This is a genomic window from Microbulbifer aggregans (assembly GCF_020524005.1).
GTDB lineage: Bacteria > Pseudomonadota > Gammaproteobacteria > Pseudomonadales > Cellvibrionaceae > Microbulbifer > Microbulbifer aggregans_A.
This window is the reverse complement of the sequence record NZ_JAIVKK010000006.1, coordinates 46,974-58,068: the sequence shown is the minus strand read 5'-3', so window position 1 is coordinate 58,068 and position 11,095 is coordinate 46,974. Positions and strand designations below refer to the sequence as shown.

The 11,095-nt window shown below is 55.8% G+C and carries 9 protein-coding genes; 4 read left to right on the top strand and 5 right to left on the bottom strand.

Going from position 1 to position 11,095, the window contains the following annotated elements; all coding sequences use genetic code 11:
- Positions 1–15 precede the first annotated feature (15 nt).
- Positions 16–1,161: a pyridoxal phosphate-dependent aminotransferase gene (locus tag LC093_RS12495; protein WP_226665128.1), complete on the bottom strand. Its 1,146-nt coding sequence runs from the start codon at positions 1,159–1,161 to the stop codon at positions 16–18.
- A 55-nt stretch (positions 1,162–1,216) separates the two neighbouring features.
- Positions 1,217–2,035 (bottom strand): sulfite exporter TauE/SafE family protein, encoded by an 819-nt coding sequence (locus tag LC093_RS12490; protein WP_226665127.1) that lies wholly within the window; start codon positions 2,033–2,035, stop codon positions 1,217–1,219.
- A 315-nt stretch (positions 2,036–2,350) separates the two neighbouring features.
- Between LC093_RS12490 and LC093_RS12485 the strand changes: the two genes are divergently transcribed.
- Positions 2,351–4,741 (top strand): zinc-dependent metalloprotease, encoded by a 2,391-nt coding sequence (locus LC093_RS12485; protein ID WP_226665126.1) that lies wholly within the window; start codon positions 2,351–2,353, stop codon positions 4,739–4,741.
- Between the two features lie 76 nt (positions 4,742–4,817).
- Here the strand turns inward: LC093_RS12485 and LC093_RS12480 are convergent, their stop codons facing one another.
- Positions 4,818–5,630: a transglutaminase-like domain-containing protein gene (locus tag LC093_RS12480; protein WP_226665125.1), complete on the bottom strand. Its 813-nt coding sequence runs from the start codon at positions 5,628–5,630 to the stop codon at positions 4,818–4,820.
- A gap of 13 nt (positions 5,631–5,643) precedes the next feature.
- Complete coding sequence (locus tag LC093_RS12475) at positions 5,644–5,874, bottom strand: DUF350 domain-containing protein (RefSeq protein WP_226665124.1); 231 nt, start codon at positions 5,872–5,874, stop codon at positions 5,644–5,646.
- A 421-nt stretch (positions 5,875–6,295) separates the two neighbouring features.
- Between LC093_RS12475 and LC093_RS12470 the strand changes: the two genes are divergently transcribed.
- From LC093_RS12470 to LC093_RS20470, 3 genes are read left to right on the top strand one after another with little or no spacing between them, the layout of a single operon-like run.
- Positions 6,296–7,873, top strand: a complete 1,578-nt coding sequence (locus LC093_RS12470; RefSeq protein WP_226665123.1) for an ethylbenzene dehydrogenase-related protein — start codon at positions 6,296–6,298, stop codon at positions 7,871–7,873.
- Positions 7,873–8,532 carry a DUF1566 domain-containing protein gene (locus tag LC093_RS12465; protein ID WP_226665122.1) on the top strand — a complete coding sequence of 220 codons (660 nt, stop codon included), beginning with the start codon at positions 7,873–7,875 and terminating at the stop codon, positions 8,530–8,532. The genes LC093_RS12470 and LC093_RS12465 overlap by 1 nt, the downstream gene beginning before the upstream one ends.
- 2 nt (positions 8,533–8,534) lie before the next feature.
- Positions 8,535–10,538, top strand: coding sequence for a pre-peptidase C-terminal domain-containing protein (locus LC093_RS20470; protein ID WP_319004926.1), 2,004 nt, complete (start codon positions 8,535–8,537; stop codon positions 10,536–10,538).
- A gap of 144 nt (positions 10,539–10,682) precedes the next feature.
- Here the strand turns inward: LC093_RS20470 and LC093_RS12450 are convergent, their stop codons facing one another.
- Positions 10,683–11,081, bottom strand: a complete 399-nt coding sequence (locus tag LC093_RS12450) for a globin (protein WP_226665121.1) — start codon at positions 11,079–11,081, stop codon at positions 10,683–10,685.
- Positions 11,082–11,095: the final 14 nt, after the last annotated feature.

The following is an 11,095-nucleotide window of genomic DNA, read 5'->3' as shown; positions in this document are numbered from 1 at the left end:
TTGCAGTAAGAGAAATCAGGACATGCGCATCAGGACCTTGGGCATGGCGGAAGTGTATTTCTGTACGTCCTCCAGGTAGCCCATGCTCACCCGTGACCAGTTGGTGTAATCGCGGTAAATGCCGCGAATAAGAACGCCTTCCTTTTCCATTTCGGCACGGAAAGTTTCGGCGTTGAGTTCACCCAGGTTCACGAATAGAAAGTTGGTAACTGAGGGCAGGGCACTCAGTCCATTTTCCTTCACCGCGGCATACACCATCTCGCGCGCTTCTTTTACCTTGCTGCGGCAGTAGTCCATAAACTGGTGGTCTTCGTAGCTGGCGATTGCCGCAGCAAGACCTGCCTGGTTGAGACCGTACCAACCGATACCGAAGCGTTCCATTTCCTTGATTTTTTCCGGTTGTGCGATGAGGTAGCCAACGCGCATGCCGGCAAGGCCGTAAATTTTGGAGAAGGTGCGCGCAACGATAATGTTGTGTCCGTCCTTGATCAGGGGGATTACGGTGTTGGCGTCGCTATTGTCGGTGAGCTCGTTGTAGGCCTCATCCGCCAGTACGGTGCATTTCTTCGATGCCTTGATACAGAATTCACGCATCTTGACTGGATCGATCAGCATCCCAGTGGGGTTGTTGGGGTTGGTGACCTGCACCATGGAAATCGAATCGTCGATCGCGCTGTACATGGCGTCGAGATCGATTTCCAAGGATTCCAGTTTCGGCAGACGTTTGATTTCACCCAGTTCCTGAATTTCCACTGCGCGCGACGTGGTATCCCAGAACAGGTCCGGGCCCAGGATGTTGCCGGTGTGTCCGGCAACGATCGCGGCGGCGACCAGGCCGGCACTGGACCCGGAACCGAGGGCGATGTGATCGGGAGTGAGACCGTGGCGCTCGGCAATCATTGCCTTCAGACGGGCGACGCTGTCATATACGTAGTACGCACCTTTCTGGCTGGCCTCCATCATCGCTTTTAGCGCTTTGGGGCTGGGGCCATAGGGGTTCTCATTCGCATTCAGTTTGGCTACACCGGGGGGCGGTCCGTAAAGCGGAGTCGGGCGTGCAATTTCTTTAGCGGATGCTGTGGTCATTCCGCCTATAGCTGCGGTAGACAATGCGGCAGTGGTGCCCTGCAAGAACAACCTTCTACTCAGTGATTTATGCATTATTGTGCTCTCCTGGTTGTGTCAGTACTTAATGTTTTGGGAGATGGAACTCCACTTATGCTTTAGCGAACATGGTGATGGATACGGCGATCAGGTAAACGCCGAAAAGGCGTTTGAGGTGCATTTCATTCAGGCTGTGTGCCCAGCGTGCACCAATTGGGGCCGAAATAATTGAAAACACTGAAATGGCAATCAGTGCGGGAATATTGATGTAGCCGATGGATCCCATGGGCAGGTCTGGTGCATTCAATCCCATGACCAGAAATCCGATTGCACCCGGAAGACCGATCAGAAAACCAATGCCCGAGGCGGTTGCCACAGCCTGGTGCGCAGGACGGTTGCACAGCACCATGGTCATCACTGTTATGGTGCCGCCGCCAATGCCCAGCAGTGAGGAGAAACCACCGAGGAAGCTGGCAAGGCCGGCTCTCGCAATCCCGGTTGGCATCTGCAGTTTGCCCTTGAGACCGTCGAAAAGATGAGGGAACAGGAAGTAAATTGAATACAGAAGAACGCCGCCGGCAAAGACATGAATCAGGCTTTTACTGTCGGTGTACGAGGCGACAATAAGTCCGCCTACCACGCCGAGTACAATCCAGATTGACCAGTCCCTGAGCACCGTAAAGTCCACAGCGCCCCTTCGATTGTGCGCCTGCACGGCGCGTGCGGAAGATATAACAATCGATGCAAGTGAAGTCCCTACAGCGACGCGCATCATCTCGTCCGATGCGCTATGCAAAAATGGAAATACTGCCAACAGTGCCGGCACAACAACAAAACCACCACCGTTACCAAACAATCCCGCGGTGATACCGGCAATAAGACCGGCGGCACACAGCAGCAGGATAAACAGCGAAATTTCCTCGAGACTCATTTTTCCCCCTCAACACACTTTTTTGTAAAACACGATCCCGAACAACTAGGGAAAAGCATTAAGTGTGCCAAAGGATGGTGCACGACAGGGTTAGCGGTGGAAGGAGAAATATGAGCGTTGAGCTGAACGGGCAAGATATGCGCTCATAGATTCACACAATGGCACTGCTGAACTGAACAATTAAGTGTCTCTGGGCAAATACAGTGCATGGGGCAGGAACACTTGTATAGGTTTACTCCTTCCTGTCAGGTGTTACTATTTTGTACGCAATGACGTAAATTTAATCACGACTATAAAAATAGATTCGAGGAAACCATGTTAAGACGGCTTGTTCTCGTCGCACTGCTCATCATAGGCGTGTCGGCACAGGCGGAAACCATCAGCGGCGCGACCGCAGGAATGGATCGCCATGAGGGGTATTTCGACTTCTACTGGGACGAGGCCAAGGGCCGGGTGCTATTGGAAGTCGACGTGTTTGACCGCGAGCTCCTGCTGCTCACGGGACTGGCCCAGGGGTTGGGGTCGAACCCGGTGGGGCTCGATCGGAACCAGGCGGGCGACAGCCGGGTGGTCCGGTTTGAACGAATCGGCAACAAGGTCCTGCTGCATCAGGCGAACCTGAAATACCGCGCTAACTCTGAAAATGCCGCAGAGCGCAGGGCTGTAGCGGAAGCGTTCGCGTCATCAGTCCTGTGGGGCTTTGAAGCCGTTGCAGAACAGGATGGCCACGTATTGGTGGACTTCACCCCATTCCTGCTGAGTGACCAGCACGGCATTGCCCAGCGATTGAAAGATACCAAGCAGGGCGCTTACAAGCTGGATGAAAGCAAGTCTGCGATTTATCTGCCGCGCACCAAGAGTTTCCCCAAAAACAGTGAATTCGAGGCCCAACTGACTTTTGCCGGCAGCGAGCCCGGTAACTATATGCAGGAGGTTGTCCCCACTCCGGGCCTGGTGACCCTGCGTCAGCATATTTCCCTGGTTGAGCTGCCCGACGATGGCTATAAGCCGCGCAGATTCCACAGCAACAGTGGTTACTTTCCCCTGATCTATCGCGACTACGCGACGGCGATCGACGAGCCGATGGACCAGCGCCTGATCTTCCGCCATCGCCTGCAGAAAAAACCGGGTAGTGACGAAGCGGTAGAGCCGATCATTTATTACGTGGACCCCGGTGTGCCGGAGCCCGTGCGCATTGCTCTGGTTGAAGGGGCCAGCTGGTGGGACCAGGCGTTTGAAGCCGCGGGCTTCAAAAATGCGTTTCAGGTAAAGCTGTTGCCGGAAGACGCCGACCCGCTTGATGTGCGCTACAACGTGATCAACTGGGTGCACCGGTCTACAAGAGGCTGGTCCTATGGCTACTCCATCTTTGATCCGCGCACCGGTGAAATCCTCAAAGGCAATGTCACCCTCGGTTCGCTGCGCGTGCGTCAGGACTACCTGATTGCCCAGGGGCTGTTGCAGCCATACGGGGCAGAAAACGCGAATACCGATGATCTGAAGGCAATGGCCCTGGCGCGAATTCGCCAGCTGTCTGCGCACGAGGTTGGTCACACGCTGGGGCTGGCACACAACTTTATTGCGAGTACCGGCGATCGGGCATCAGTAATGGATTACCCTGCACCGCTGGTTAGCCTGCAAGACAGCAATCTGGAGCTACAGCAGGCGTATGCCACCGGCATCGGTGCATGGGACAAAATGGCGGTCCGATACGGCTACGGAATCGCGGACAGTGACGAGCCAGCGTATCTCGCCGCAGTACTCGGTGACGCCGAAACGCAGCAACTGCGTTTTATTACCGACAAGGATTCCCGCACCATCAACAACGCCCATGCCGGCTCTCACCTGTGGGACAACGGCGGCGATGTACTGGAAGAGTTCGCGCGTATGGGCGAGCTGCGCCACCATGCCCTGAACAGTTTCAGCCCGGCGGCCAACCATCCGGACGCGCCGCGCTCGGCCCTCGATGAAACTCTGGTGCCGGTGTATTACGGACACCGCTACCAGGCCGAAGCGGTTGGCAAGCTGATCGGCGGTCTGGATTACGACTACCTGTACAACGACGCCGCACCGGAAAGCTATGCCATGGTACCGGCAGAGCGCCAGCAGGCGGCAATTGACGCGTTGATCGCCACACTGCAGCCGGATTTCCTGACACTGCCGGAGCGGGTACTCAAGCTCCTGCCGCCCAAGGCGTTTGGCTACGGACGCACCGGTGAGAGCTTCCCGGCCTATACCGGTGTTGCCTTTGACGCTATCGCCATGGCGGAAGCCGCGGCGGGTCATACGTACTCGATCCTGCTGGAGCCGGAGCGGGCCGCGCGTTTACAGGAACAGCATGCCCGCCGTGGCGACGGTCCCGGATTTGGCAGCCTTCTGGCGGCCCTGACCGACCAGGCCCTGATGAGCGATCAGCACCAGGGGTTGAAAGCCGCCATCCACCAACGGGTCAATCATGTGTATATCCACCATCTGATGCTACTGGCCGGCAATCAGGCTGCTGCCGAGTCCGCCCGTGCCCGGGCACATTTCGAACTGGCGAAAATCCAGCATGCGGTGGGCAGTATGAAACTCTTTGGTGACGACCCCCAGGGATACAATGCCCACTATTTTTACGAGGCGAATCGCATTGCCGCATTCCGCGAGGGCAGGCTGGAGGTCAAAGCAGAAGACCTCAAGCCGATGCCGCCGGGATCGCCGATCTGATTGAGCATTCTCTAAAATGGAAAAAGGCCGCCTGGGGAACCCGGCGGCCTTTTTATTTGGCGAGAAGGAGAGAGCATCAACTACGGACAAACTGGGACTTACGAATCCAGTGGTTGCCACGATAGGCTCGCGTGGATGCGGAAGTGGTCTTGGCCCAGAAGTAATGGCGATTGAACTGGAATTCCACCTCGTAGCCCTCCGCCAGTGCCGCCAACGGCATGGCTTTCCAGCTGGATTCGCGACGCTTGCTGGTGGCCTCAAGCAGGTATTCTGTATCGTCGACGATGGCCACTACCCAGGCGTGACCCTGTCCTTTATGTGTGCCGAGGGCAACGCGGGCATCGACCCCCAGGTTGATCAGCCAGTCAGCCAGCAGAATGGCGTGGTCTTCGCAATCACCGCGCTTCTGAAAATACGCCTGGCGGGATGTTTGCCAGATGTCTGCAAGTCCGGCGTATTGCAGGTGGTCGTACTGATATTCCTTGCGAATGGCCAGCGTGTAGAGGGGGACCCACAGGGCCTTGGTCTCAAAAGGCTGGAATCCCACGAGGTAGCTGTTGGCAAAATGGTGCAGTTTGTCGAGCCCACGGGCAGACGCGGTCGCGGTTTCTATGCCCTGCCAGTTCCATATGGATATATAGCCGCTTCGCTCTGTAGATTGCTGATTGACGGACCGCTGGATCATTCCCTCCGTCAGCGGCCGGCTGCTGCCGTTGACCAGCACATTGCCCTGCTGGTTGTCTGTAGTCAGCTCCGCGCCATCTGTGGCGGCTGAACGTCTTTGTTGTTCTACCAGGTCCCGCTCAATCCGCTCCAGCTTTCGCTCCCGCAGCAATTCCGGCAGCGTCAGAAGGATGCCGAGGATGACACCGGCTAGCAGCATACGCATAGGTGCAACTTCCTCAACCCTTCAGTCCGAACGAAATAATCAGCGCTACAAAAATCAGGATGGTGGAAGCAAATGTGGCGACAGCCATATTCCCCTTTTTCAACTCTTGCTCAATATCTACATGTTTGAGGAGTTTCTTATCGATGACGAGTAGTGCGATCAGGCCAATCAGTAGAGCCAGCAGGGTATAGAGCAGGTTAAGGCCGAGATTAAACAGGGTGGCGGTGAGAAATTCTGACTGCACGATAAAGGTCCATATTCAATAGTGAAAGCGTAATTAGATCACAGTAAATGAAATTTTTCCGCAGGTGATCAGCGCGCAGGCGGTTTTGCCCTGTCGGTAAGCGATGGTGTCCATTTCTGATTTTCCCACTCTTAAACACTCCATTTCTCGTGCTCGCTAAAACAGTCATTGCGAATGAAGCTTGCCTATGGGTACGGGCGTATCAGGTACCGTTAGAAAAATTAAACATTCTTCGGGTAAAAAGTCCTGCCGAAATCATTCACCTGTCGCGCGATTTTCTGTGCCCGTGTGAATCCCGGCACAGGTAGATATTAATAGATCTTGATTCGCTTATTTATCAGTCGGCTGCTGGCCAATGATCTGGCTGCTGTCTCGCGATGTGTCTGGCATCCTTTTTTAAAACTAAAAAATAATTACGACTATGTCTCATTCTGAATCAAAAGTGGATGGGCGCTGGAAACTCAGTGTTTTTTCCTGGTTGCACCTTGCTGCCATCACCTTGTTACTGTTTAGCCTCTTCAGTGGTTTGCGGATTGCTGTTCTTAGCTTCCCATTCCTCGGTTTCCTGTCTCCCATTCTTCCCCAGGGGCAGGTGCATACACTGCATTTTGTCAGCGGCTCACTGCTGTCTGCGATTGCCGTGTGCAGCCTTGCCTATTACTTTTTCTGTCGCGAAAAACAGCGGCCGCTACGCGGGCGCTTGGCCCGCTATCACCGCGCAGTATTGTGGATCGGTTGCCTTGGTCTGCTACTTTCCCTGGCTACGGGCGGGGTGCTTTTTTTCGCGATCCTAGAGGCCGCAGTATTGGTGCGCGTGCATTTTTTCCTCGCGTTGGCTGGGCTGGGTTTTATCTTTCTGCACGGTGTTTTCTATCTGGTTCAATACGGTGTGGCTGCCATGCGCCGGATATTGCCGCGCGCGCAGTTTTCCGGTTTGCCGGTAATCAAATCCGCCGCGGTTGTGGGCTTGTGCCTGGTGTTGCTCGTCTTGGCCTACGGGAGTACCAGTTCCCGCCTGGACGTTAAGTCCATCCCCATCGAAGACATCGTCAATGTAGATGGTGAGGCGGATGAGGCGGTGTGGCAGGGCGCTATACCCGTGACAGTTGATACATTTTTCGGCGCCAATTTTGAGGATGGCGGCAGCCAGGTGCAGATAAAAGCGCTGCAGAATGGCAGCGATGTTTATATGCATATCCGCTGGCAGGATCCTACCGAAAGCCGCTTGCACCTGCCGCTGGAAAAAACGGCGGAGGGCTGGAAGGTTGTATACGAAGGCTTCGAAAATTTTAACGAGACCAAGTATTACGAAGACAAGTTTGCGCTTTTGCTCTCCAATTCTTGCAGCCTAGGGGGCGCAGGTACATCGCACCTGGGGCCCAAACCCCTGGGTGACAAGCCGGCCAACTTTCATGGCAAGGGTTACCACTACAGCAGCGATGAGAGCATTCACGATTTGTGGCACTGGAAGGCGGTGCGCACGAACGAAATGCGCCTCGCTGACGACAACCATATAGGTCCACCCTATGCCGAGCGGCCCGGTAGCCGGCGCTATACCGCGGGCTACATGCAGGATGGCAAGGAATCCGGTAGCTACGTGATGAACTGGCGCTGGTTCAAGACTGCCGGGGTGGTGCCAAAACGCTTGCCGCAGCAGGCGCCGCAGACCATGCCGGCTGCCTCCACTCAGATGCTGGGTACCTGGTTCGACCTCTCGGTATACAACGAAACCGCCGACACCCTACCGGTGGGCAGCGTGATTCCCTCCGTACTTTACCGTTCCAATCGTTTTGAGGGTGACAGGGCCGACGTGCGCGCTGCCGGCATCTGGCGCGATGGCTACTGGTCGCTGGAATTGGCGCGCACACTCGATACTGGTTCGCCGCTGGATGTAGCCATTCGCGATGGTGTTTGCCTCTGGGTAGCCGCTTTTGATCACGCGCAGGTCGGTCATACCCGTCACAGCCGGCCAATCAAGTTGAAGCTGGAGGAATCCTGATGCTCCACCGACTCCTTATTTTGGTCGCGATCATCACTGCGATTGGTGGCTACTGCACATTAGCGCGGGTTAAGCCGCACGCGAAAACTGATTTCCAGCTGCAAAAAATCGCCGCGGATGGTGTGCCGATACCGATCTGGTCCGGTCCCTGGTCGTGCGTGCTCGATCGTCGCCACGGCCTGCTGTGGGAAGTAAAAACAGACGCAGAGTTTCTGCACGATGGCGATTGGACCTACTCCTGGTTTGACGGCCAGCACGGCGTTGAAAATGCCGGTGATTGCTTTTTCGAACCGCAACGGTGCGATACCCAGGATTTGATCCGGCGTGTTAACGAAGCCGGTTTATGCGGCCGCAACGACTGGCGATTGCCCACGCCCAACGAACTGATGACGCTAGTGGATAGTCGGGTGCCGCCTGGCTACACGCAGATCGATAAAAACTTTTTCCCCCACACCCGCTCCGGGGACTACTGGAGCAGCGCAAACGGACTGCCATTGGCGGGCGTATTTGAGCACCTGAAAGAGGGCGCGGCTGCGGTCAATTTTGGCGATGGTCGACAGAAAACACTGCCTTTTCGCAATGCCGCATTTTTGCGATTAGTAACCGAAGTCGAGGAATCGCGTAGTACGGCTTCATTACCTTTAAATGATGGAGAATAAAAATGAAAACTTCCTCTTTGAGGATTGCTGCGGGAGCGGCGGCGATGATGGGGCTGGCCAGCCTTACAGCGCAGGCCAGCACCCAGTACCACAGGTTGAGCTGGGATGCCGACCCCAGCAGCACTGCCGTAATCGGTTTTTCGCCGAGTGGTACTAGCACCAGCCCCACGGTGAAGTACGGTACGAGCACCAACGAAGCCAGCTGGTCGACGGTGTCTGTATCCACAAGTCGCACGTTTGATTCGAGCCTGCAAAGCTCCTTTGTGCGGCTTGCCAATCTGCCGGCTAACTCGCCCATTTATTATCGGGTCTGCGACCAGGATGGTTGCGGCGATCGCTTCTGGTTCCGCACCGCTCCGACCGACAACTCGCCGTTTGTTGCTGTTGCGGGCGGCGATACGCGCACCGGTTGGACCAATCGCCAGCAGGGCAACCGTCTGGTCGCCAAGCTGCGTCCGCTGTTCATCATGCATGGGGGTGACTTCACCAATGCGAATACCGCATCTGAAGTACGCTCCTGGTTGAGTGATTGGGAGCTGACGTATTCCAGTGACACGATTGATGGTGTGGCCTACAAGCGGATTTACCCGCTGTTGCCGACTCACGGCAATCACGAAGACGGGGATTATTCGACGGTCTGTAAAGTGTTCGGTATTGATCCGAACAATGACGGCAGTTGTTCTCCTGACGACACTTATGGTGCTGTCCGTGTGTCACCACTGTTCCGCGCTTATACGCTCAACAGCCAGTTTCAGAACAGCGGCTGGTCTTCTTACGCGAGCCGTATGAACAGCTGGCTGAGTTCTGATCTCGCCGGCGCCGGCCAGCAGGCAGTATGGCGCGTGGCCCAGTACCACAAGCCGATGTTCCCGCACTACAGCGGTAAATCGGACAACTGGACCCTGTTCGACTGGTGGTCTGATCTGTTCTACCAGCAGGGTATGAACCTGGTGGTGGAGTCTGACACACACATGAACAAACTGACCGAAGCGCTGAAACCGGATACCAATGGCTATAACGCGGTGATAGATGGTGGAACAGTGTTTGTGGGTGAAGGCAGCTGGGGTGCGCCGGCGCGCTCCGCCAACGACCCCAAAGCCTGGACCATTGACCTGGCCAGCATCCAGCAATTTAAAGTACTGACTGTGACAGCGGATTCACTACAAGTACGTACGGCCCAGTTCGACAGCTCCGCCGGCACGCTCACCCGTGAGCAGCGCAGCAGCAACCCGACGCTACTGCCGAGCAATGTCAACTGGTGGTCGGCGAATACGGTGGGCGCGGTGATGACGCTGACCCAGAGTGCCGCAGGGCGCAGCATCATTGAAGGCAGTGACAGTGGTGGCCCCTGCACGGATTGTCCGACGGACGAAGCCATCGCATTGGCTAATGGCGTGCCGGCGAGTGGACTGGCCGCGGGGCAGGGTGAAGAACTCATGTATCAGCTCAATGTGCCAGCCGGGGCCTCGAACCTCAGTTTTACGATTACCGGTGGCAGCGGTGATGCTGACCTGTATGTAAAACCTGGCGCACAGCCAACCACCAGCGACTATGACTGCCGTCCCTATAAAAGCGGCAACGAGGAAACCTGCAGTTATACGAGTCCGCAGGCTGCCAGTTACTTCGTAACCTTGCGTGGCTATTCAAGTTTTTCGGGAGTAACCCTTACCGGCAGTTATAGCGAAGATGGCGGCTCTGGTTCAGAACCCGGCAGTTTCAGCGAGTCGAATCTCAGTGGCAGTCAGGGAGCATGGCAGCACTTTTCCATCGAGGTGCCGGCCGGCACTGGCAGCCTGAACGTTGCCATCAGTGGCGGCAGCGGCGATGCGGATCTCTATGTGCGTGCTGCTTCCCAACCTACCAACACCTCGTACGACTGCCGTCCGTATAAAAACGGCAATGAGGAAAGTTGCAGTGTATCCAGTCCTCAGGCTGGCACCTGGTACCTGAGCCTGAAAGGCTACAGTGCATACAGTGGTGTAGCCCTGCAAGCGGATTGGAATTAACCGGTTCCCAGCGCCACTCCGCGAGGTTGTGAGCCCTCCTCGCGGACTTTTTACCGGTGACATCCGTCAATGTTGAACGCTGAGTTTAACGCTGATTTATGTCGCCGGTTTTTTTGGCTTTCTCCCCTTGTTCCCGACGCGATATCAGTAAGCTCCGCGAATAAGCTGGATCCCCGGCTCGATAGCGCGGCGCCATGCCTGGGCGATGGACTCGTCAAAGTGTGTATCGTGCTTGCGCAGAGTATCCAGTAGTGCGTCCAGCCAGAGACCGTACCATTCGGGGCGAATGTTATAGCCTGTGCGGGAATGGCTGTTGCCCAGGGCTTTCAGTTTGGTGTCTGGCAGTCCGCGGGAATGCAATACCAATTGCATGATGCCATTGCGCAGCAGGTGACGTTGCGCGGGCATGTCGGTATCTATAAAGAGTTCGCGGATTTCCGCAGAACTACTCATAAAGCGATCGTAAAAATCGATGAAAAAGTGTTCATTGTTACAGCAGCGGCCATAACTCTGGAACACGATATCGCTGTCGGCATTGCCCATCGCCGCCCCTCTCC

Bases quoted from the DNA above. Each gene is read 5' to 3' on its own strand.
- LC093_RS12490 (WP_226665127.1), bottom strand. From the start codon at position 2,035: ATGAGTCTCGAGGAAATTTCGCTGTTTATCCTGCTGCTGTGTGCCGCC.
- LC093_RS12465 (WP_226665122.1), top strand. From the start codon at position 7,873: ATGCTCCACCGACTCCTTATTTTGGTCGCGATCATCACTGCGATTGGT.
- LC093_RS12470 (WP_226665123.1), top strand. From the start codon at position 6,296: ATGTCTCATTCTGAATCAAAAGTGGATGGGCGCTGGAAACTCAGTGTT.
- LC093_RS20470 (WP_319004926.1), top strand. From the start codon at position 8,535: ATGAAAACTTCCTCTTTGAGGATTGCTGCGGGAGCGGCGGCGATGATG.
- LC093_RS12485 (WP_226665126.1), top strand. From the start codon at position 2,351: ATGTTAAGACGGCTTGTTCTCGTCGCACTGCTCATCATAGGCGTGTCG.
- LC093_RS12450 (WP_226665121.1), bottom strand. From the start codon at position 11,081: ATGGGCAATGCCGACAGCGATATCGTGTTCCAGAGTTATGGCCGCTGC.
- LC093_RS12480 (WP_226665125.1), bottom strand. From the start codon at position 5,630: ATGCGTATGCTGCTAGCCGGTGTCATCCTCGGCATCCTTCTGACGCTG.
- LC093_RS12495 (WP_226665128.1), bottom strand. From the start codon at position 1,161: ATGCATAAATCACTGAGTAGAAGGTTGTTCTTGCAGGGCACCACTGCC.